The 21,364-nt window shown below is 72.2% G+C and carries 19 protein-coding genes; 8 read left to right on the top strand and 11 right to left on the bottom strand.

The annotated features are described in order from the left end of the window. Positions 1-7: 7 nt before the first annotated feature. The 4 genes from IE275_RS32000 to IE275_RS32015 form a co-directional block, all read right to left on the bottom strand. Positions 8-949 (bottom strand): aminoglycoside phosphotransferase family protein, encoded by a 942-nt coding sequence (locus IE275_RS32000; protein ID WP_189715633.1) that lies wholly within the window; start codon positions 947-949, stop codon positions 8-10. A 61-nt stretch (positions 950-1,010) separates the two neighbouring features. Beyond that, positions 1,011-2,138 (bottom strand): aminopeptidase P family protein, encoded by a 1,128-nt coding sequence (locus IE275_RS32005; protein ID WP_189715635.1) that lies wholly within the window; start codon positions 2,136-2,138, stop codon positions 1,011-1,013. 411 nt (positions 2,139-2,549) lie between these two features. Continuing rightward, a complete protein-coding gene (locus IE275_RS32010) occupies positions 2,550-3,149 on the bottom strand; it encodes a PDZ domain-containing protein (protein ID WP_189715637.1) in 600 nt (199 codons plus the stop codon). Positions 3,150-3,264: 115 nt separating this feature from the next. Beyond that, positions 3,265-4,131: a LysR family transcriptional regulator gene (locus tag IE275_RS32015; RefSeq protein ID WP_189715639.1), complete on the bottom strand. Its 867-nt coding sequence runs from the start codon at positions 4,129-4,131 to the stop codon at positions 3,265-3,267. An 87-nt stretch (positions 4,132-4,218) separates the two neighbouring features. On the opposite strand from IE275_RS32015, the gene IE275_RS32020 reads away from it, so the two are divergent. Continuing rightward, on the top strand, positions 4,219-4,983 hold the full coding sequence (locus tag IE275_RS32020) for a CTP synthase C-terminal region-related (seleno)protein (protein ID WP_229870761.1): 765 nt from the start codon (positions 4,219-4,221) through the stop codon (positions 4,981-4,983). On the opposite strand, the gene phsA is transcribed toward IE275_RS32020, so the two are convergent. Both phsA and cyc2 read right to left on the bottom strand, forming a co-directional pair. Continuing rightward, positions 4,971-6,851 carry an O-aminophenol oxidase PhsA gene (phsA, locus tag IE275_RS32025; protein WP_373299329.1) on the bottom strand — a complete coding sequence of 627 codons (1,881 nt, stop codon included), beginning with the start codon at positions 6,849-6,851 and terminating at the stop codon, positions 4,971-4,973. The genes IE275_RS32020 and phsA overlap by 13 nt on opposite strands. An 81-nt stretch (positions 6,852-6,932) precedes the next feature. Next, positions 6,933-9,122 carry a germacradienol/geosmin synthase Cyc2 gene (cyc2, locus tag IE275_RS32030; protein WP_189715643.1) on the bottom strand — a complete coding sequence of 730 codons (2,190 nt, stop codon included), beginning with the start codon at positions 9,120-9,122 and terminating at the stop codon, positions 6,933-6,935. Between the two features lie 197 nt (positions 9,123-9,319). On the opposite strand from cyc2, the gene IE275_RS32035 reads away from it, so the two are divergent. Beyond that, entirely contained in the window at positions 9,320-9,466 is a 147-nt protein-coding gene (locus tag IE275_RS32035) for a hypothetical protein (protein WP_189715645.1), read from the top strand. Next, on the top strand, positions 9,463-10,725 hold the full coding sequence (locus IE275_RS32040) for a cytochrome P450 (RefSeq protein WP_189715647.1): 1,263 nt from the start codon (positions 9,463-9,465) through the stop codon (positions 10,723-10,725). Before IE275_RS32035 ends, IE275_RS32040 begins: the two co-directional genes overlap by 4 nt. Positions 10,726-10,774: 49 nt before the next feature. On the opposite strand, the gene IE275_RS32045 is transcribed toward IE275_RS32040, so the two are convergent. The 3 genes from IE275_RS32045 to IE275_RS32055 all read right to left on the bottom strand — a co-directional run bounded on the left by IE275_RS32045 (position 10,775) and on the right by IE275_RS32055 (position 13,683). After that, the gene (locus tag IE275_RS32045) at positions 10,775-11,995 is read right to left on the bottom strand and encodes a damage-control phosphatase ARMT1 family protein (protein ID WP_189715649.1); all 1,221 of its coding nucleotides are present in this window, start codon (positions 11,993-11,995) and stop codon (positions 10,775-10,777) included. Between the two features lie 67 nt (positions 11,996-12,062). Next, entirely contained in the window at positions 12,063-12,710 is a 648-nt protein-coding gene (locus tag IE275_RS32050; protein ID WP_189715651.1) for a ScbR family autoregulator-binding transcription factor, read from the bottom strand. A 70-nt stretch (positions 12,711-12,780) separates the two neighbouring features. After that, positions 12,781-13,683: a ScbA/BarX family gamma-butyrolactone biosynthesis protein gene (locus tag IE275_RS32055; protein ID WP_189715652.1), complete on the bottom strand. Its 903-nt coding sequence runs from the start codon at positions 13,681-13,683 to the stop codon at positions 12,781-12,783. Between the two features lie 179 nt (positions 13,684-13,862). Between IE275_RS32055 and IE275_RS32060 the strand changes: the two genes are divergently transcribed. Then, on the top strand, positions 13,863-14,513 hold the full coding sequence (locus tag IE275_RS32060; protein ID WP_189715653.1) for a ScbR family autoregulator-binding transcription factor: 651 nt from the start codon (positions 13,863-13,865) through the stop codon (positions 14,511-14,513). Between the two features lie 87 nt (positions 14,514-14,600). On the opposite strand, the gene IE275_RS32065 is transcribed toward IE275_RS32060, so the two are convergent. Continuing rightward, entirely contained in the window at positions 14,601-16,415 is a 1,815-nt protein-coding gene (locus IE275_RS32065) for a S8 family peptidase (RefSeq protein ID WP_189715654.1), read from the bottom strand. A gap of 348 nt (positions 16,416-16,763) precedes the next feature. On the opposite strand from IE275_RS32065, the gene IE275_RS32070 reads away from it, so the two are divergent. Continuing rightward, positions 16,764-17,729 (top strand): lytic polysaccharide monooxygenase auxiliary activity family 9 protein, encoded by a 966-nt coding sequence (locus IE275_RS32070; protein ID WP_189715655.1) that lies wholly within the window; start codon positions 16,764-16,766, stop codon positions 17,727-17,729. An 18-nt stretch (positions 17,730-17,747) separates the two neighbouring features. Here IE275_RS32070 and IE275_RS32075 read toward each other — a convergent pair whose 3' ends face one another. Next, positions 17,748-18,383 (bottom strand): Tat pathway signal sequence domain protein, encoded by a 636-nt coding sequence (locus IE275_RS32075; RefSeq protein ID WP_189715656.1) that lies wholly within the window; start codon positions 18,381-18,383, stop codon positions 17,748-17,750. A gap of 698 nt (positions 18,384-19,081) precedes the next feature. On the opposite strand from IE275_RS32075, the gene IE275_RS32080 reads away from it, so the two are divergent. The 3 genes from IE275_RS32080 (at position 19,082) to IE275_RS32090 (ending at position 20,993) form a co-directional block, all read left to right on the top strand. Further along, entirely contained in the window at positions 19,082-19,750 is a 669-nt protein-coding gene (locus tag IE275_RS32080; RefSeq protein ID WP_189715658.1) for a DUF6230 family protein, read from the top strand. Next, positions 19,747-20,205, top strand: coding sequence for a DUF6114 domain-containing protein (locus tag IE275_RS32085; protein WP_189715660.1), 459 nt, complete (start codon positions 19,747-19,749; stop codon positions 20,203-20,205). The genes IE275_RS32080 and IE275_RS32085 overlap by 4 nt, the downstream gene beginning before the upstream one ends. A 332-nt stretch (positions 20,206-20,537) precedes the next feature. Further along, positions 20,538-20,993, top strand: a complete 456-nt coding sequence (locus tag IE275_RS32090; RefSeq protein WP_189715662.1) for a tellurite resistance TerB family protein — start codon at positions 20,538-20,540, stop codon at positions 20,991-20,993. Positions 20,994-21,364 lie beyond the last annotated feature (371 nt).

Here is a 21,364-nt window from a genome sequence, read left to right on the forward strand (position 1 = left end):
CGCCCCGTCAGCCCTCCTCCTCCCCGTCCTCCCGCAGCTCCGTCACCCGCTCCAGCAGGATCGCCTCCCAGGCCCGCCGCAGCTGGGTGCGCAGCAGCGGCGCGGGGTCGGTGCCGCGGCCGTCGAGGCGTTCGGCGAGGCGTACGACGGTGTCGCAGCGGGCGAGCCAGAGGCCGCGCAGGCAGGGGCGGGCGCCGTAGCCGGCGAGGGTGGCGGCGCGGACGGCGGCGCCGGAGCCGACCGCGAGGGCGAGTCCGGCGATGTCCTCGGCGGGGTCGCCGAGGACCACGTCCGTCCAGTCGAGCACGCCCCGCACCCGGCCGTCGGCGCTGACCACGAGGTGCTCGCCGCGCAGGCGGTGGTGGACGAGGACGGCCGAAGCGGGCTGGGCGGCGAGCTGGGCCGCGCCGGGCGGGGTGAGCTGGTGCAGCCGCGGGGCCTCGAACTCGTCCGCGCGGGCGAGGCGTTCGGCGGCGGCGACGGCCATCCGGCGCAGCGCCTCCAGGGAGCGCGGGGCGGCGCGCGGCACGCCGAGCGCGTCGGCCTGCCGGGGCGGCACCTCGCGCAGCCCGCCGAGCAGCCCGGCGAGGTCGGCCTCGCCCACGGCCGACACCTCGTGCTCCTCGGCGGTGCCGCCGGGCACCTTGGTGTCGAGGGTGTAGGTCAGCCCCGGGGACCATTCGCCGTGCGCCACGCCGGTCGGCACGGCGACCGGCACATGCGGCCGGACGAGGTCGCGCAGCCGCAGTTCGCGGCGCTGGCGGACGGCCGCGTCACGGTCGGGGGCGAGCCGCAGGACGTGACGGGTGCCGACCCACCAGGTGAAGGCCGCGCCCTCCTCCCGGACGGGCCGCACCTCGGGGCCGGGGCCGTCGGCGCCGCCCTCCTTCAGGAGCGCACGGACCAGTCTGCGGACGGTGTCCGCGGTGGGTGTCGGTGCCTGGGTCATGGTCGGGCCACTGCCGTTCGGGTGGGTGCCGGGGCTCCTGGGGGTGTGGGCTCCTGGGGGCTCAGTCCACGACGACCAGCTCGCGGGTGGTGTCGTTGAGACGGCGGCCGCCGTCCTCGGTGACGGTGACGATGTCCTCGATGCGCACCCCGAACCGGCCGGGCAGGTACACACCGGGCTCCACCGAGAAGCACATGCCGGGCACCAGGGGCCGCTCCTCGCCCTCGATCATGTACGGCGGTTCGTGGGTGGTCACGCCGATGCCGTGGCCGGTGCGGTGGATGAAGTACTCGCCGTACCCGGCGTCGGCGATGACCGCGCGCGCGGCCCGGTCGACCTCCTGGCAGGCGACCCCGGGGCGGACGGCCCTGAAGCCCGCCTCCTGGGCCTCGCGGACCAGGTCGTGGACCCGGCGTTCCTCGGCGGTGGGTTCCCCGACGTGGACGGTGCGGGAGGTGTCGGAGCCGTAGCCGTCCTTGAGGCCGCCGAAGTCGAGGACGACCATGTCGCCGACCTCGATGACGCGGTCCCCGACCTCGTGGTGGGGGTTGGCGCCGTTGGGCCCGGAGGCGACGATGGTGAAGTCGACCTGGGAGTGCCCGAAGCGGCGCAGCAGGTCGGCGAGGTCGGCGCCGACCTCCCTCTCCCGGCGGCCGGCGAAGCGCACCGTGCGGATCTCCTCGAACGCCCGGTCTGCGGCGGCTCCGGCGGCCGCCATCAGCTCCAGCTCCGCCGCGTCCTTGACGGCCCGCAGCATCGGCAGGACCTCGGTGAGGGAGGCGTACGAGGTGGCGGGCAGGGCGCTCTGGAGGCCCAGCAGGTGCATCGCCCAGGCGTTGTCGCTGATGCCGAACCGGCCGCCCGCCCCGAGGAGGCCGGCGGTGGCGGCGTAGGGGTCCTTGCCGTCGGTCCAGTCCCGCAGGGTGAGCGCGGGGGCGCCGGCCGCCTTGGCGGCGTCGGGGGCCTCCAGGGTCGGCACGACGAGGACCGGGTCGTGGCCCGCGGCGAGGACGAGCAGGGTGAGCCGTTCGGTGATCGCGGTGGGCGTGTAGCCGGTGAGCCAGACGAGGTCGGGTCCGGGTGCCACGAGAAGCCCGGCGAGTCCGGCGTCGGCGGCCTGCCGCGCGGCCCGTTCCATGCGGGCCCGGTAGTCGTCGGCGGTGAAGGGCGCATGTGCGGTGCCGGTCATCCGGACCTCCCTGGCAGGACATGGTGACTACGGGCAGCATCCTGCCCGGACAGCGGGAGCCGCGCGAGCCGGTCGGCACGGGATTGCGGCCCGCCGGGCTCCGGTCCGCCGTCGTGGGCCGGCCCGGAGGCGGCCGGCGGGGGCAGCGAGGTCGGCATGACGCCCATGGTGGCGCGCGGGGTCCGGTGTGGCCAGTGAGATACCGGATCCGTGAGATACCGGATCCGTGGGGTGCCCGCCGGACGACGCGCATGGCCGGTGAGGTGTCCGGCCTGTGCGGCACGGGGCGGCCCGGGACGTGCCTGGCCCGTGGCCCGGGACGTGCCTGGCCCGTGGCCCGGGACGTGCCTGGCCCGTGCCGGCGGCAGGACGACGGCCGGGCCGCCGTGCGCCCGCCCGTGCGGGACACCGTCAGGTGACGATCCCCGGTACCACCGCCAACTGCTGATATCCCCCACTTGCATGACGGATCGTCAGCTTGGCCTCCCGTCCGGGACGGGCCGCCTGGACCGCCCGTACGAGGTCCGTCGCCGAGTCGATCCTGGCCTCGCCGAAGGTCAGCAGGACGTCTCCGCGCACCAGGCCGGCCGTGAAGCCGGGGCCGGGGACATGGACGGCGACGATCCGGGCGCCCGCCTTCTCCGCGTCCACGACCTCCAGGCCGAGGCTGGCCCGGGCGGGGGCGGGCGAGGCCTCCGACGAGGGCGGGGCCGGGGCCGGGGATCCCGGGCGGGCGGACGGCCGGGTGCCCGGCGCGCCCCCGCCGCCCGCCGCCGTCGCCCGCTGGAGTTCCGCGAGCTTGCTCAGGCCGATCACGGTCGCCCCGGCCGTGCCCAGTCCGACGCCGGTCAGGACGAGGACCGTGCCGACGAGCAGCCCGGTCAGCAGGCTGGTCAGCCGCCGGTGCCGGTGGCGGGCGGCGTGCGGACGCCGGCCTCGGCCGTCCGGTTCGGTGCCGCCGCCGGGCTCCTGGCCGGGGATGGGCTTGGGACGCAACGCGGTCTGTTCCATGGATCGCCTCCGGCTGGTGCTCTACCCGGCGCACCGGCGCGCGACCTGCCACGAACGAGTGAGACTGACCCAGGGTCAGCAGCGGTAGGGCCGCGCCGACCAGGGACGGAACGGCTCAGGAGCGCACGGACAGCGCCGCCACGAGCGCGGCCGCCGCCCCCGTCGGAGTACCGACGTACACGAGTTCGATCCGATGGACGACCCGGGGCTCGGTCAGCGGGACGGCGACCGCGCCCGCGACACCCGTGGCGGCCGTTCGGGGCAGCATCGCCAGCCCGTGCCCCGCGGCGGCGAGGCCGGTCAGGACGCGGACGTCGGTGCCGTCGTAGCGCAGGGCGGGACGGAAGCCGCGGCCGCCGTTCGCGGCGCGCAGCCGGTCCAGTGGCAGGGCCGTGTCGGGGGAGTCCAGCCAGCGCGCGTCGGCGAGGTCGCCGAGGCGCAGCCCGGCGCGCCCGGCCAGCGGATGCGCGGCGGGCAGCAGGACACAGACCGGTTCCTCCGCAACGGCGTACGTCGTCAGCGGGGCCACGTCGGGCAGCCGGAGCGGGTCGCTGGGCGCGGCCAGACCGTCCACCAGACCCAGATCGGCCGTACCGGCGGCGACGGCGGCGGGGACGTCGTCGCGGGCCAGCACCCGCAGGGTCACCCCGGCGGGCGGGAGGGCGGCCAGGACCCGGGGCGGGAGGGCGGCCGGCGAGGCGGCCAGGGTCAGCCCGAGGGCGGGCGCGGCGGCCATCCGTACGACGTCGGCGCGGGCCGCCTCCAGGCGCAGCAGCAGCGGGCCCGCGTGTTCGAGGAGCCGCTCACCGGCCGTCGTGGGGGCGACGGGACGGCGGGTGAGCAGCGGCGCCCCGAGATCCTGTTCGAGGGCCGCGATGTGCTGGGAGACGGCGGACTGGGTGTAGCCGAGGTCCCGGGCGGCCTCGGAGAAGGAGGCCAGACGGGCCACGGTGACGAAGGTGCGCAGGAGATGCGGGTCCATCCCCCCAGCCTCTCATCAGAGATGCTGATGGGAAGTCCAGCAATCATCGTTGGACGTGAACCTCGGGCCGCGCCCAGGATGAATGCCATGACCGACGCACACACGCACTCCCCCTCCTCCGCCGACAGCACGGCCCGGATCGCCAAGGTCGCCCTCGTCGGCGACCGCTCCCCGAACGTCGTCTCGCACTCCCGTATCCCGCTGCTGCTGGACGCCCTCGCCACCCGGGAACGGCTGGTCCTGGACACGTACTGGATCCCCTCCGCGGACGCCGAGGAGGCGGACGCGGTGCGCGGCTTCGACGCGGTGTGGGTGGTGCCGGGCAGCCCGTACCGCAGCGAGGCCGGTGTGCTCGCCGCGATCCGCACCGCGCGTGAGGAGGGCATCCCGTTCCTCGGCACCTGCGGCGGTTTCCAGCACGCGCTGCTGGAGTTCGCCCGCAACGCCTGCGGGCTGGCGCACGTGGCGCACGCCGAGAACGACCCCGACGCCGACGACCCCCTGCTCGCCCCGCTGGCCTGCTCCCTCGAAGGCCACGAGGACACGGTCGTCCTCACCCCGGGCTCGCTCGCGCACACGGTGATCGGCGCGGAGCGCACCGTCGAGCGCTACTCCTGCCGCTACGGCCTGGCCCGTCACTTCGACACCCTCACCGCCCACGGGCTGCGCTTCTCCGGGCACGACGCGGCGGGCCAGGTGCGGATGGCGGAACTGCCCGGCCACCCCTTCTTCCTGGCCTCCCTCTTCCAGCCGGAGCTGCACGGCGACGGCTCGCGCCCGCACCCGATGGTCCAGGCGCTGGCACGAGCCGCGGTGGAGCACGCCGCGCGGACGGGGCGTCAGCCCGTGTGACCCCCGCCGTGGCCGCCGTGCCCCGCGCCGTGGTCGAACTTCAGGGCCTCGGGCGGCATGACGACGAAGGGCCGCATCATGCCCATGTCCTCGTGTTCGAGGAGGTGGCAGTGGTACATGAACCGCCCGTACGCCCCGTCGAACTTCCCCATCACCCGCAGGGCCTGGGGCCCGGGCACCTGGAAGACGTCCTTGTGCCCCAGCTCGTTGGGCGCGAGCGGGATCCGGGTGCCGGCGTCGAACCGCACCGGCGTCCGGGTGCCGCCGAGGGTGAGGTCGAAGCCGGACGCGTCGTAGGCGTCACGGCCGAGGACCTGGAAGTCGGCCAGGTGGATGTGCATGGGGTGGAGGATCGGCGAGAGGTTGAGGAAGGTCCACTGCTCGTAGGTGCCCTCCCCGATGGTGAAGCCGAGACCGTCGTTGAACGTCCGTGCCGTACGGCGGTACGTCTTCGTCGTGCCGTTGGCGCCGGTGACCTGGATGACGCCCTCGGCCGGGATCGAGACCTCGGCCGGGTCCTCGACCTCGGCCATCTCCCAGATCTCCGGGTGGCCGCCGGAGCCCTTGGTGCCGGGCGGGGTGAGCACGATCAGCCGGTGGCCGTGCGGGATGTCGTGGGAGAGCCGGCGGAAGGAGCCGGAGAGCACCTCGGGCAGGGCGAAGGAGTCCTCCTCGCAGGTCTCGCGGACCCGGAACTCCATGACCTCCGGGTAGCGCACCCCGCCCACCGGGTCGGGGGTGCCGGCCGGCTGGCCCGGGCCCTTGTCGACCAGCCGGAGCCGGCGGCCGCCGAGGCCCCGGAAGTCGACCAGCAGGTCGAAGCGCTCGGCCGGGGCGGCCGTCAAGGCCGGCAGGGCCTCGTCGAAGTCGACAGGCACCGGGCGCGGCAGCAGCCCGCCGTCGCTGCCGATCTGATGGATGATCCCCGGCACCGGCTGGTCGTCCTCGTCGATCAGGACGAGGTTGTAGATGCGCGCGTTGGACGCGTTGACCAGCCGGAAGCGGTACCAGGCGTCGTCGACGTCGGCGTACGGCCAGATCTGACCGTTGACCGTGTTGTACGGGCCGAAGAACGGGATGGAGACCGGCTTGCCCGTCTCCGGATTGGACTGCTGGACGATCAGCGTCTTGTGCAGCAGCCGGCCGTTGAGGCGGCCGTCCTCGTCGGTGTCGAGGTTGCGGTCGGCGAGGAGCAGTGGGATCTCCCGCTCCCCGGAGGGCAGGCCCAGCGCGTCCTCCTCGTCGTCACGGACGAGGTAGGTGCCGTACAGGCCCGCCATCACGTTCCACCGGGTGATGTTCATGGCGTGGTCGTGGTACCACCACTGCACCGCCTGGTGGTCGTTCGGATACTCCGAGAGCTGGGCGTCGCCGAAGCCGACCGCGTTGTCCGTCCAGCCGTCGTTGCCGCCGCCGGTCTGCGCGCCGTGCAGATGGGTCACGGTCCAGGCGGGCAGCGCGGCGACGTCCTTGTTCGGTTCGGCGCCGCCGCGGCCCGGTTCGGTGTTGGCCGCCGGGGTGCCCGGCGGCCCGATGGGCACCTCGACGGCGGTGACCGGGTACTCGCTCCCCTTGGGGATGCGGTTGGTCCAGGCGATGCGGACGCGCTGTCCGCGCCGCACCTCGATGGTCGGGCCCGGCACCTGGCCGTCGTACCCCCACATGAGGGTGGGCGGCAGCTGCGGGTGGAGGCGCACCCAGGCGGGGCGCAGGGCGATCTCGGTCTCGTGGGTCACGTCGTCGGTCGCGGGCCGCAGGACGGGCGGGACGGTCAGCGGCGCCACGTACGGCGTCAGCTCGCCGGGCGCCGGTGCCTGGTCGCGCTCCTTCGCTAAGACCTCGTTGATCGGCTCGATCGTGTCGGTCAAGGTCGAACACCCCCGTGTTCTCTTGGTCGTTCCCCTTGCCCCATAAGACGCCTGACGCCCCGGACGCGTTCCCCGAATGCCCTATTCCGTATATGTAAGTCCTGAAAGCAGGAGATGAACGGGCGGAGCCGCCGACGACCGGTCCGGCACGAAGCCATGGGCGCGGCGGGCCAGGTAGCCGGACTTGTAGCGGTCCACCTCGCGATGCCAGTGCAGGATGCCCGAGAGCCAGTTCCGGAGGTCGCCCACGTAGTTCCCCAGCGCCGCGCGCGCCTCGGCCGACAGCGCGAAGTCGTCCTGGAGGACGGGCAGTTCGTGGGTGATGATGTGCTCGAACTGCTGCATGCGCTGGGTCATCAGGTCGTGCACGATGCCGAGCGCGGCCGGGTAGTCGCAGCCGAAGAAGTGCTGCACGACGAGGATCGCGTTGTGCATCTCCCCCTCGTACTCGATCTCCTTCTGGTACGAGAAGACGTCGTTGGTCAGACACGCGTAGTCGATGGCCGCGTTCTCCAGCGCCCGGACGGGCCCGCTGCGGTAGACCTCCGGCGGGATCGCCGGGCCCGCGCCCATGCGGCACAGGCTCAGCGTGAGGTCGGAACCGAAGGTGGCGCGGCGCATCTCCAGGTAGTCCACCGGGTCGGGGACGCGGTTCTGGAGCTGGTTGGACAGCTCCCACACCCAGCTCTCGGTCATCTTGTCGACCGCGTCGCGCAGGGTGCGCCGCTGACCGGGGGTCATGCCGGCGGTGGTGCGGGCCCACAGATCGATCAGGCCGCGCTCCATGCCGTTGACGGGGACGACCGGCACCTGCTCACCGTCGACGGGCATACAGGCCGACAGCCGGGCCGTGGTCAGCCGGGCGGCGGCGAGGTCACGGCGGCCACCGAAGACCAGCGGGTAGTAGTCGTCGCCGTAGGTGCCCCAGGCGAGCCAGTGGGCGCTGAGGTCGAGGGCCTGCTCGGTGGCGTCCGGGTCCAGGCCGGCCGAGCAGAGCGGGAGGTCGTAGGCGGCGAGCTTGTCCTCGTCCCACACGCCCTCCTCCAGCATGCCCATGCGGTGCATCCACGCGGTCAGCCGCGGACGGCACGCCTCCAGGTGCGGGCTCAGCTCGACCTGGTACGGCATGTGGAAGTCGGGCAGCAGCGAGGGCCCGACCTTCTGGAAGGGCACGTGCGCGTACGCGCGCAGCCGCTCCGCGGCGGCCGAGGCGAGCAGCGCCACGACATCGGAGGCGGACGTACCGGGACCGGTCAGCCGCTGCCAGGGCGCGACGGAGGCGGCACCCTCGTTCATGTAGCGGCTGGAGCGCATGTGCCACTCGTGGCCGCCGGACTGCCAGTCCTGGAGCCCCTTGGCGTACGCGGCGACGGCGGCCACCTCGTCGAGGCGCAGTCCCTTCTCCAGGGCCAGCGCGGGGACCTCGGTGAACGCGGTGTGCTCGAACTGGTGGAGGCGGGAGGTGAGGATGTCGTTGACGGTGTCGGCGGCCTCCTGGGTGGTGCAGCCGAAGAAGGTCTCCAGGACGAGCACGCCGTTGCTGTTCTCCCCCTCGTCCTCGACCTCGCGCTGGTACGAGAACAGGTCGTTGCGCAGGTGGACGGCGTCGGAGAAGGTCTCCATCAGCACCCGCAGCGGCCGCGACCCGGCGACGGCCGTCGGGACCTCGGCGGTCGCGTACTCCACGAGCCCCGCCGACCAGGGGGCACCGCCCACCTTGCGGCGCATCTCGATGTACTCGACGGGGTTGGCGATCCGCCCCTCGTGGATGTTGGACAGCTCCCACATCGACTCGTTGAGCAGGTGCTCCGTCGCGACGGCGAACCGCCGCCGCCAGTCCTCGGACATGGCCGGCACCGTGCGCGCCCACAGGTCCTTCAGGCCGGCCTCGACCGGGTTCAGCGGCTCGGGCACGGGCGTCGCCGGGTCCGGCGGCATGAAGAGCGGAAGCCGGTCCAGGTGCGCCTTTCCGGCGGCCCGGTCCGGGGTGCGCTTGAACATGTCGAGGAAGTGGTCGTCGAAGAAGAACACCCACACGTACCAGTCGGTGATCAGCGACAGCGCGGGGCCGTCGCAGTCGGGGTGCGTGTAGGCGCAGAGCAGGCCGTAGTCGTGCGCCTCCAGATCGGCCTGCTCCCAGATCCCGGACCCCTCCAGCATGCCCATGTCGCGCGCCCACCGCGTCGAGTGGGCGCGCGCCTGATCGACATGCGGGTTCAGCCGCGCGGGATGCGGCATGTAGAAGTGCGGGAGTTCGAACGGCTGCTTCATGGCCGGGCCCTACCCTCGGCCTGCGCGGGCCATCCGTGGGGCGGCACATGATCACACCATCCAGTGAACCGGACGGGAAGCCCTGCGCGGGACGGGAGTCGCGCCGCGCGGGCAGCGCACGCACGGGACTTCGACCGCGGCCGGGCCGGCGGGCTCGCGCCCTTGCCGGACACCGCGGCCGGGGTCACCGTGGTCCCATGGCATCCTCCCCGGAGACCCTCACGCCCGCCCACGCGACTCCCGCCGCCGGGCACCACCCGAGGGACGCGACACCGCCGGAGCCGGTCCGGGTGGGGGAGGACTTCCTCCGGGCGGACTCCCTCGGAGAGGGCGGATCCGCGTGACCGTGCGCGAGACCCCGCCCGCGCCGGACGTCTTCGACCCCCGGCAGTACGCCGCCGGCGTGCCGTACGCCGCCTACCGCGTCCTGCGCGACCACCACCCGGTGTCCTGGCAGGCCGAGCCGGAGGTGCTGGGCTGGCCCGCCGGGCCCGGATTCTGGGCCGTGACCCGGCACGCGGACGTCGTGCGGGTGCTGAAGGACTCGGCGACCTACTCCTCCCACCTCGGGGCCACACAGATCCGTGACCCCGCTCCCGGGGACCTGCCGTTCATCCGGCGCATGATGCTCAATCAGGATCCGCCGGACCACGGACGGCTGCGGAGACTGGTGAGCCGGGCCTTCACCCCCGGCCGGATCGAGCGCTTCACCGCACTCGCCGGGGAACGGGCCCGCACCCTGTGCGCCCGCGCCGTCGCACACGCCCGCACGGCGGACGGGACCGTGGACCTGGTGGCCGCCGTCACCGACGACTACGCCCTGCTCAACCTCGCCGACCTGCTGGGCGTCCCGGAGAGCGACCGCGCACTGCTGCTGCACTGGACGCGCCGGGTCATCGGCTACCAGGATCCCGACGAGGCCGGTCCCGGCCGGCACGACGCCACGGGCCGGCCGGTCGACCCGCGCTCCCCCGCCGCCCTGCGGGACATGTTCGCGTACGCGCAACGACTCGCCGGCCACAAGCGGCACCACCCCGCAGACGACGTGCTGACGGTCCTGGCCCTCGACGGCGAACTCGCCGACGCCGAGCTGGAGATGTTCTTCTTCCTGCTCACCGTCGCCGGCAACGACACCGTGCGCAGCGCCGCCCCGGGCGGGCTGCTTGCCCTCGCCGAACACCCTCGCGGGTACGAACGGCTGCGCGCGGGCGAGATCGAACTCGCGCCCGCCGTCGACGAGTTGCTGCGCTGGCATCCACCGGTGCTGACCTTCCGGCGCACCGCCGCCCGGGACACCGAGCTCGCGGGGCGGCCGATCCGCGCGGGCGACAAGGTGGTCGTCTTCCACGCCGCCGCCAACCGGGACGAGCGGGCCTTCCCCGACCCCGACCGGCTCGACCTGTCCCGTACGCCCAACCCGCACGTGTCCTTCGGCGACGGACCCCACGTCTGCCTGGGCGCGCACTTCGCCCGGCTCCAGCTGCGCGTGCTCTACCGGGAGGTGCTGCGGGCCCTGCCCCGGCTGCGGACCGCCGGGCCGCCGAGGCGGCTGGTCTCCAATTTCATCAACGGGATCAAGTCGCTGCCGGTGCATGTGGATTGAGCGCACCTGGCGGACCGGACGGGCCCGGACGGGCCGGCCGGATCGCGGGTCACGGTCGCACCTGCACCAGGGCGTGGGTGCCGCCGGTGCGCCAGCGCTGCACCTCGGCGGCCACCAGGGCGGCCTCGGTCCGTGCGGACAGACCCGTGATCACTTCGGACTTCAGGGTGCGCAGCGCGGCCACCGGGCCGGGGAAGTACGCGGTGACCTCGGCGAAGGGGGTGGTCGGCGGCCACCGGCGGTCACCCACCAGACGGCGGTAGTTGAGGTCGCCCTTCACGATCGTCACGGCGGCCGCGGCGAACTCCGCCCGCAGATCGTCCGGCAGCTCCGCGTACGGCAGCGGGCCCGCGGAGAAGGGGTGGGCGCGGACCGTGAGACGGCCGTCCGCCATGGCCTCCCACAGTCGCCTGCCGTATCCGGCAGCCGCACCCGGCGCACGGGTCAGCTTCCGCAGCGCGTCGACGACGTCGGCGGGTGTGGCGTCGGAGACGTAGTAGGGGTACGGCTTGACCTGCAGTACGACCCGCCCGGCCCGGCCGTGGGCGAGGAGGTGCGCGGCGAGGAGCAGATCGGGGATCAGCTCACGGCCCGCGTTGTCGGCGATCAGACAGACGGTGCGGGTGGGCGCGGCGGCGCTCTCGTCACCGGTGCCCGCACCACGGTCGGGGGCCGGCAGCAGCGACCAGAGCGCCTCGCTGTCGTCGGCCACCAGGCCCGGTGCGGCGTCCCGTTGCTCCGCCTCGGCGTCGGAGAGACGAAAGCCCAGGTCGGCGCGGTTGCCCCAGAGCGAGCCGTGCAGCAGGGCGCGGGCCCGTTCGTCGGCGGGGCGGGTTTCGAGGGTGTCGAGGACGGCCAGTTCCTCGTCGGTCTCGGGCGCGTCGAGTTCGGCGAGCTTGAAGGGGCGGAACGGGTCGATGCCCTGCCAGACACCGGTACCGAAGTAGCCGACGGCGTCGAGGAGGCGACGGTAGAAGTAGCTCTCCGACCAGAGCCAGGGCACGTCGAACCAGGACCGGCCCGCGTACGCGTCGAGCCCCCAGTCGCGCCACCGCTCGCCGTCGTGCGCGTCGGCGGGAAGCGGTTCGATCACGCCCTTGACGCAGCTCTCCAGCAGCGCGTCCAGGGCGCGGTGGACGGCGCGGTCGTACGGGAAGGCGTCCCGTACCTGCCGGATGATCGCCGGGTGCCGTTCGGCGAGGACGCCGTGGGGGAAGGAGCCGGGCTCGTCGCCGAGGATCACGGGCGGCGGGGCGGGGGTGTCGGGCATGCGCCTCACCGTATCGCGCACACCGCCGACCTCCCCGTTTCCCGGGGTTTCTCCTCGTTTCCCCCGGTCACCCCACCATGATCTCGCGCTCCAGGCGGGCCGCCAGGCTGAGGTAGCGGGGCCGGCGGGGTACCGGCACCAGGCCCCGGATGAGGACGTGCCACATCTCTGCCATCCTGCGGGGCAGCCGGGCCGCCGGTTCCCGGGAGCGGCCGACGACCCGGGTACCGACGAAGAAACAGACCAGGGAGTGGGCGACGGCGTCCACGTCGACGTCCGCGTGGATGTCGGATTCCTTCACCGCGCCGATCAGCCGACGGGTCATCAGCTCCAGCCACTCGGTGAAGGGGTGGCGCAGGGGCGGTTTGACCTTGACGCCCCCGGTGGCGAGGCGGAGCCCCGCGCGAGCGATCGGGCCCTCGACCGACAGCCGCGCGAGGCCGAACGTGAGGCGCATCAACGCTTCCAGGGCCGGATAGCCGCGGTCGTCGATGTCGCCGGCGACCCGGCGCGAGGCCTGGGACTGGAGCTCCATGATGGCGTGCGCCAGGTCCTCCTTCGCCGCGAAGTGGAAGTACAGGGCGCCTTTGGTGACATGGGCGTGCTCGACGATGTCACTGAGGCTGGTCGACTCGTAGCCGTGCCGGTCGAACAGGTCGGCTGCGGCCGTGATGATCGTCGCGCGGGTCTGTTCGGCGCGTAACTGCCTCGCCATCGAGTGGACTCTCCTGGGCCGGTAAAGAACGGGTCGTGCCGTTTGTTTCTTACCCCCTGTACACAATAGCTCACCGTACGGCGGTGCCGACCAGGCACTCGAAAAACGTCGACTCCCCTTGTGTTCCGACGACTTGCACGTCGGTGCCGTGACCGCCCTTGATGTCGATCCAGATGGGTTCGTCCAGTTCGGCGTACCGGTGGAACAGGGCGTGGTACGCCACGGGCACCTGGCCGTCGGGTCTGCGCAGCCGGGCGGCCTGGCGCGCGGCCTCCAGGAGGAGCATGCCGGGGACGTGGTCGAGCGGGTGGTCGAAGAAAACGGGGTGTGCGGTATCTACTCGCAGTCGCCGGCGGTCGGGGTCACCGGTCGCGGCCAGGACGACGTCCGTGGGCAGCACGCGGTCCACGGCGGCCGGCGGCAGGCCGGGCGGGACGGGCAGGGCGGTCACCGTCTCGGGGCTGCGGCCGCCGCGCAGTCTGCGGTAGACGGACGGGCCGACACTGGTGAAGGCGACGTCCGCGGAGGCGACGCGTGCGCCGTCCCGCAGGACGTGCGCGGTGTAGCGGGCGCCGGCCAGGCGCCGGCCGCGGTGGCGGACGTCGGTGAAGACCAGGGTGATCTCCGGCTCGGCGGGCAGCGGGCCGACATCCAACTGTGCGGCGACCGTGTCGACTTGGAACTCCTGGAGGACGAACTGATGATCCAGGGGTACCTCGTACTCGGCGTGGGCGATGAGGGTGCCGGCCTGCCGGACGGTCTCGACGACGAGCAGCGGGTCGTACGCCGACCAGTCGGGGGACACGTGTAATCCGTGTGCGCGCGGCCATTGCACGGAGACCGCGAATCGGTCGGCTCCGGTGCGCCGCCAGCCGGTGAGCAGGGTCTCCGCGACCGCGGCGCGGTGCACCAGTTGGCGGGGCACGGTTGCGGTCAGCGTCGGAGCGTCGGCAAGCTGCCGCGGTCGAGTCATCTCTCTCCCTACGGTCCCCCGAAGGCAACGGCAGACGGCGAGCCGTCCGCTCCGGTTGGCGTTAGAGTACGAGGCGACCGGTTTGTTTTCAATGAGATCAGTCGACGGCATCCTATGATCGGGCCGAACCAGTGGACGATCGGCGGAACCGGCCAACTCGGTGCCGTTAAGGGGCTCTTATGGCGAAACAGGAGCGCGCCATCAGGACGCGCAGGGCGATCCTGGAAGCGGCCGGCGCGGTCTTCGACGAGCACGGCTACACGTCCACCACCATCGCCATGGTCCTGGAGCGCGCCGAAGTCACCAAGGGCGCCCTGTACTTCCACTTCCCGTCGAAGGAGTCGCTCGCCAGGGCGGTACTGGACGAGCAGGTGCCCTTCGGGGCGGTGCCGCCGCAGCCGTGCAAGATCCAGGAGATCGTCGACATGACGTTCGTGGTGGGCCAGCGGCTGCTGAGCAACTCCCTGCTGCGGGGCAGTGTCCGGCTGGCGGTGGATCAGGAGACGCCGTCCGGGGTCGACCACGGGGAGCCGTTCCTCCAGTGGGCGCGAGCGCTGACCAGTCTGCTCGAACTGGCCCGGGACCGGGGCGAGTTGCTGCCGACGGTGAAGCCGCCGGAGACGGTGGAGCTGCTGGTGGGCTCCTTCACCGGCATCCAGTTGATGTCACGGGCGCTGACGGACCGCGCGGATCTCGGCGACCGGCTGTCGGTGATGTGGGCGCACATGCTGCCGAGCATCGCCGTGCCCGGTCTGCTGCCGGGCCTCGACGCGCGGGCCGACCGGGGCGTGCGGGTGCTGGCCTCGCTGGAGGAGCGGGCGGCCTCCTGAGGAACGCCGAGCGGCGGGCCGGCCGGTGTCCATCCACACCGGCCGGCCCGCCCGTTCAGATCACGCGGAGAACGCCGCGTGGCGGTGTCAGAAGGTCAGCTTCCAGCCGTTGATCCGGCCCGTGCCCTGGGCGGCGGTGTCCTGGACCCGCAGCTTCCAGGTGCCGTTGGCGCTCTCGGTGGACGCGTTCACCGTGTAGGTGGTGTTGACATTGTCCGCGGAGTCGGAGGAGCTGGCGGCCTTCAGACGGTAGGCGGTTCCGTCGGGGGCGATCAGGTCGATCACCAGGTCACCGCGGTAGGTGTGGGTGATGTCCACGCCGACCGGGAGGGTGCTGGGGGCGTTGCCGGTGCGGCCGGTCACCGCGATCGAGGACTCGACGGCTGCGCCGTTGTCCGGGATCGACAGCGCGGTGGTGCTGGAGAAGACGGTGCCGGTCGAGCCGCCGGTGCCGCTCACGGCCGCCACGGTCTTCGCCGCGTCCGCCAGACCCGCGCCGCAGCCGCCCGAGCAGGCGCCGGGCAGGGCACGGGCGTTGTTCTTGATGGCGGTCTCGATCTGGGCCGGGGTCAGCGAGGAGTTCGCCGACTTCATCAGCGCGACCAGGCCCGCGATGTGCGGGGTGGCCATGCTGGTGCCCTGGTAGTAGGCGTAGTTCTCGCCGGACGCCGTCTTGGTGCCGGAGTTCAGCGTGGACAGGATGCCGTTGGCGGTACCGGTGCTGGTCTGGCCGCCGGGCGCCGAGATGTCCACCAGGGAACCGTAGTTGGAGTAGGACGCCTTGGCGCCCGTACGGTTGGTCGCGGCCACCGAGATGACGTTGTTGCAGTTGCCCGGCGAGTGGTTCGCGACGTTGTCGCTCTCGTTGCCGGCGGCCACGACGACCGTCGTGCCGCGGTTCACGGCGGCGGTGATGGCGCTCTGGGTCGCCGAGGTGCAGGCGCCGTCGCCACCGAGGCTCATGTTGATGACCTTGGCGACGTTGGAGTTGGCGGGGACACCGGACACGGTGCCGCCGGACGCCCAGGTGATGGCGTCGATGATGTCGGAGTCGTAGCCGCCGCACTTGCCGAGGACGCGGACCGGGGAGATCTTCGCGCCGTGGGCGATGCCCGCGACACCCTTGCCGTTGTTCGTGACGGCGGCGATGGTGCCGGCCACATGGGTGCCGTGCCAGGAGGAGTTGCTGGCCGGGATGCCCGAGCCGCAGTCGTTGGCGTTGTACCAGTCGCCCGGGTCGGCCGGGTTGCTGTCGCGGCCGTCGCCGTCCACCGAGACGGCGGTGTCGCCGATGAAGTCGTAGCCGCCGACGATGTTCGCGGCGAGGTCGGTGTGGGCGACGTAACCGGTGTCGATGACGGCGACGGTGACGCCGGTGCCGGTGGTGGTCGCCCAGGCGCCGGGCACGTTCATGCCGGCGGTGGCCTCGAAGAGGTCCCACTGCTTGGCGTACTCGGTGTCGTTCGGGTCGGCCTTCGGGGTGTTCAGGCGGTCCGGGACGACATAGGCGACCTGCGGGTCGGCCTGGTACTCGGCGACGACGTCGGCGACGTCCGCCCCGGTGAGGTCCGCGCCCAGGTCGACCAGGGCGGCGCCGGTGCCGAGACGGCGCTGGAAGTCGAGGTCCTCGCCGGTCTCCTTGCCCTTGGCGGCGGCGTCGGCCTCGGCGGCCGCGTTCGAGGTGGCCTCGGTGGCACCGGACCTGTAGCCGACGATCAGTCGCTCGGCCGGGGTGCCGGGCGCGGCCTCGGTCTGAGCCGTGGGAACGGCGGAGGCGGCGGATCCCTGGGAGCCGGCGTCCTGGGCGGCGACGGCCGAGGCCGTGGACGCGGCGGTGAGCAGGGCGGCGGAGAGCGCGGCGGCGGATATCAGCTTTCGCCGCAGAGCGGGTGAGGTGCGCAAGGGCGTGCCTTTCCTGGCCGACTCCGGGCAGGGCGGAGCGGCGGTCGAGGTGCTTCGGCATCGAAGCGGCGGGGGGTTGGATCGCGATGGCCGGCCAGGCGCGGGAGCGGACTCCGTGAGGGGTTACCTGTGGGTCGGCTGTGGTGGAACGATAGGCAAAGGAACAGTCATACGGATACAGGGGAAACCCTCGATCAGGCCGGAAACCCACCCTCTTCCTCGGCGACTTGGCCGCCCCTGTCCCGCTTCGCTCTCGCGAAACGCACGCGGGACCGCATTGAACGCGCCGGGCCCGATTCCCGTACTGGAGCGGACAGACCCCTCTCGCCGGCCGAGGAGACGTCCCCGATGCCCCGGATGACCGCCCACCGCACCGCCGCCCTGGCGGCCGCCGCCGTGACCCCGCTCCTGGTGAATCTGTGGGCCGCGGGTCCCGCCCTGGCGCACGGCGCGCCCACGGATCCGGTCAGCCGGGTGTACGGCTGCTCCCCCGACGGCGCGCAGAACGGCAGCGCGGCCTGCCGGGCCGCGGTCGCCGCGAACGGAACCGCGTTCACCGCCTGGGACAACCTGCGGATCGCGAACGTCGCCGGCAAGGACCGCCGGATCGTTCCCGACGGCAAGTTGTGCAGCGGCGGACTGCCCGCCTACAAGGGGCTCGACCTGGCGCGCGCCGACTGGCCGTCGACCCGGGTGACGGCGGGTGGGACGCTGCGGATGACGTACGCCTCGACGATCCCGCACACCGGTACGTTCAAGCTGTATCTGACGAAGCAGGGGTACGACCCGACGCAGCCGCTGACCTGGGCCGATCTGCCGGATCGTCCGTTCGCGGAGGTCAAGGACCCGAAGCTGACCAACGGTGCCTACCGGTTCGCCGCGCAGCTGCCGACCGGCCGGACGGGCCGTCAGGTGCTGTACACGATCTGGCAGAACAGCAGTACGCCCGACACGTACTACTCGTGCTCGGACGTGGTGTTCCCCGGAGCGGCGAGCGCGGGAGGGACGCAGAAGAGCGGGGAGACGCAGAAGGCAGCGGAAACGGGTAAGGAGACGAAGGCGGCGCCGTCGGCCACGCCGACACCGGCCGCGACGCCCTCCCCCGATACTGCGAGCCCGTCGGGCGCCGCCACCGCGGACGTCGGCGCCGGTGCGCGGGCCGCCGCGGCCACCGGGGAGAGCGGCCCGGCGGCGGACGCCGCCGGGGCCGGGGCCGGATCCGGGCCGTCCGCGCCGCTGCTGGCGGGCGGCGCCGCCACGGTGCTGGTGCTCACCGGCGGCGCCGCCCTGGTCCTGCGCCTGCGGCGGCGCTGAAGCCCACCAGTACGAGGGTCAGTTGACAGTGACCACGTCGGTCCCGTCGGTCACCGGGGCGTACTTGGCGGTGAAGTAGCCGGCGGAGGGGCAGAGCGTCGAGCCGGACGACTTGGTGAACGCCTGGTTGGCGAAGGCGATGCTGTTGTCGGTGTTGCTCGCCGTGCCGGACAGACCGGCCGCCTGGTAGACGCAGGTGACGCTGCCCAGCAGGGTGCGCAGGACGACGGTGGTCTGGACGGTGGAGCCGCTCGGCGGGGTCACCGTGACAACGCCGTCCGAGGTGACCGTGGCGGTGTACGGCAGGTTGTTGACGGTGATGCTGGTGACGCCGGTGACACCGAGGACGTTCGAGGTGCAGTTGCTGAACGTCTGACCGGTGACCGACTCGGTGGCGGCGCCGGGGGCGGCCGGGTTGTCGGTCACCGTGGCGCTGAAGGTGGACGTGGCACAGGAGATGCCGCTGGTGCCGGTCGAGCTGTTGTACAGCGTGGCGGCCGTGCCGCTGGCCAGTGACGCGTTCAGGACGTCACCGACCGCGACGTCGCCGTTGACAGTGGTGAGGACCGCGCCGGCCGCGGAGGCCGGGGTGACCGCCGGGAGGGTGAGGGCGACAGCGGTGCCGGCGACAGCAAGGAGGGAGCGAATGCGCATGCGGGTGCCTCTTTCTCAACTGGGTTCTACTTGGGGGGAGTTGAGGGAGCCCGAGGGCTCCCTGGGGGTGGTCTCATGAGATGGGGCGCGGGTCGGCGTCCGCCGCCGCCGGTCCGTGACGCCTTCTCCGTACGTGACGGACCGGCGGCGGCGGACGGCCGGTGACCGGCCGGAGGGCACGGGGTGGCACCCTCCGGCCGGGCCGGGCGATAGGGGCGACCGGGCGCGGCCCGCGGGGGGAAGCGGCCGTACCGGCGCCATGGAGACATCGGACTCGGGACCGGCGACCCGCGTGTCGACGGGGCCGCCGGTCATGGTGCGAGCAGTCCGGGAACGCGACCGAGGTCGTCGCGCGACGGATCCGGCGCCACGGATCCGGGCTGAGCCAGGGAGAGTTGTAGACCTGATACTCCGTCAACGTCAATACATTGTAAGGAAGTTGACGGTCCGACAGATATATGCACAGGAATTGTGCCCGACTTGATCCACAAGCGGCACACGGTGAACACTCTTTTTCCACATCTCCCTTGACCCCTGCCTGTAACCATCGGTAACTTCCTCGTTGGCTACTGCCGCGTAACCAGAAAGCCCTTGCGTCTTCCGGGAGTTGTGAGGAGGCGTACGCGGCAGCCGCTGTCCGCGCCAGGACAACGCGCCACTGAAGCCCAACCCGCACCGATCAGCGCATGGGAGCAGACATGGCCTCGTCCCCGGACGTCACGTCGTCCGCCGACAACACCCCCGGGAGCCCGGTAAACGGTTCCGCAGAAAGACGCGGCCGGGTCCGGCTGCGCCGGGCCGCGGTGATGGCGGTGCCGGCCGCCGCGGTCGCCGCCGGACTGGCGATCCTGACCGCCGAGGGAGCCCTCGGTGTGCAGTTCGCGATCTCCGGCATGCCGTTCGTGGTCACCGCCGACAAGCTCGAAGGCGAGGGCTTCGCCCAGTTCGGCGGACTGGACAACATGATCGAGAACAGCCCCAACCAGGGCGACACCGGCGGCCAGGTACTGGTCGTCACCTCGGTCGTGAAGAACGGCAAGCTGACCAACCTCTGTCAGAGCGTCGACCTCGGCGGCATCCAGCTGGTGCTCACCGCCGGCGACGGGTCCACACCGGTGAGCGTGAAGAACCTCGCCATCGACTCCGACGACATCACGGGCAACGCCGAGTTCAACAACATCGAGATCGGCCGCGACTCCAGCACCTTCGACAAGGTGCCGATCAAGGGTCCCGAGGGTGTCTACGGCCAGCAGGCCGACTCGGTCGTCATCACCGACCTGTACCAGCACAACTACGCCGCCACCGCGGCCGTCTTCAAGCTGCCCAACCTGCACATGAGGTTCGGGACGGAGGGCTGCCCGAAGTGAGCCGGTTCCAGCGATCGCGGGACGCCTTCCGGCAGTGGAGGGGCCGTCGGCCGTTCGTGGGCGGCCTGCTGCTCGTCCTGGCCGGCGGCGAGATCCTGCTGACCATGAAGGCACCGCTCCCGGTCATCCTGCACGTCGGCATGCAGGGCCTGGCGGGTTACCTCCTGCCCACCCTGATGACGGTCTGCGGCCTGCTGATCCTCTTCAACCCGGCCCAGCGGCTGTTCTACTCCGTGATCGCCGTCCTGCTCTCGCTGGGCACCTGGCTCACGTCCAACATCGGCGGTTTCATGGTGGGCATCGTGCTGGGGGTCGTGGGCAGTTGCCTGACCTTCGGCTGGCTGCCGGACCAGGATCCGCGCGTGAGCCGCCGCAAGCGGCGCAAGGAGGCCCGTGCGGCGGCCACGCAGACACTGCGGCCGGGCACGCTGCCCGAGGCGGGGGAACCCGCCTGAGACAGGGGCGCTCGCACTGTTCGGATGTACGTCACCTCACCGGCGGGGCCGGGACGACCTGCTACGGCAGGCGCTCCCGGCCCCGCCGCTTCCGTTCGGCACCGGCTCGTCAGGGCTCGGCGGTTCCCTTCGGCGCCGGCCCGTCAAGGCTCGGCGCTTCCGTTCGGCACCGGCTCGGCGGGCCGTCGCGGGAGGCTCGGCCGGCGCTTCGGGACCGACGGGGACGGTTTCAGGACCGGTTCCCTCCAGGACGCCGGAACTTCTCCGCCGGTCCGGTAGTTTCTACATTGCTGTAGAGATGTAAGAGCCATAGACGAGCGTCAGGAGCACACATGGCCCTGTGGGACCGCATCAAGGAGTCCGCGTCGACGATGCAGACCCAGTTGGTGTCGAAGAAGAACGACCTGAAGAGCGGTGCCTTCCGGGACGCGAGCATGGCGATGTGCGCCCTGGTCGCGGCGGCGGACGGCACCATCGACCCCTCCGAGCGACAGCGCGTGGCCCAGCTGATCTCGGGCAACGAGGTGTTGCAGAACTTCCCCGCCGACGATCTGCGCCGCCGCTTCGAGGCCAACCTCGACAAGCTCACGACCGACTTCGCCTTCGGCAAGGTGAGCGTGCTCCAGGAGATCGCCAAGGCCAAGAAGAAGCCGGCCGAGGCGCGGGCCGTCATCCAGATCGGCATCGTCATCGGCGGAGCGGACGGCGACTTCGACAAGGACGAGCAGGCGGTCGTCCGCGAGGCCTGCTACACCCTCGATCTGCCGCCGCACGAGTTCGACCTCTGAGGAACCCGGTTCTTCCGCGTTTCCCCGTTGTCCGTACCTGGCCCGGCCGGGCCAGGTACGGACAACCGCTCCCCGACGGGCCCGCACCCCGCCCCGTCGGCGAGCGCGGGCGGCCGGTGCGGCCCGGCAAGATATTGACGATCAGTCAAACGACCTGCGGCTATGTCGTTTTCCGCTCGTTTCCGCTCGCACCCGGCCGACCCCACATCACAATGCGGCAGCGGGACTTCACACCATGTGGTTGTTTACTTGACTGTCAGCGGTCACACAGGGTTGGCTCCGAGCCAACGCCAGGTTTTCACCGGTGCCCCATCCCTACCGCACCGGCGGCGCTCGCCCCATCCTCTGCTCTGCCGCACAGCGAGGTGCAG

It is taken from the genome of Streptomyces phaeofaciens (assembly GCF_014648915.1).
Lineage (GTDB): Bacteria > Actinomycetota > Actinomycetes > Streptomycetales > Streptomycetaceae > Streptomyces > Streptomyces phaeofaciens.